The following is a 255-nucleotide window of genomic DNA, read 5'->3' as shown; positions in this document are numbered from 1 at the left end:
CTCCTGAAGAACTGATTGGCTTTCTTCAGGAAAAGGGCGTTCGTTATCTGTCAAAGAAGAAAGTAGAACGACTACTTCAAGTGGCAAAGCATTCTATAGGACTTCAAGACAGTCCGGAAATGGCACGTATGGAAATCAGGATGTTACTTGACCAATTGTCCATGTATGAATCACAGATCCACTCGCTTACTGAAAGACTTATCGCCCTTGCCCGTGAATTGCCTGACTTTGATTACCTTACTTCCATTCCTGGTA

1 pseudogene is annotated in these 255 nt (G+C 43.1%); it reads left to right on the top strand.

The window, feature by feature from the left end:
* Positions 1-255, top strand: a pseudogene (locus tag BAA9072_RS24040) (IS110 family transposase); the annotation flags it as partial.

It is taken from the genome of Rossellomorea arthrocnemi (genome assembly GCF_904424705.1).
Lineage (GTDB): Bacteria > Bacillota > Bacilli > Bacillales > Bacillaceae_B > Rossellomorea > Rossellomorea arthrocnemi.
The sequence above is the reverse complement of the archived record's forward strand: the minus strand, read 5'-3'. Positions and strand labels throughout refer to the sequence as shown.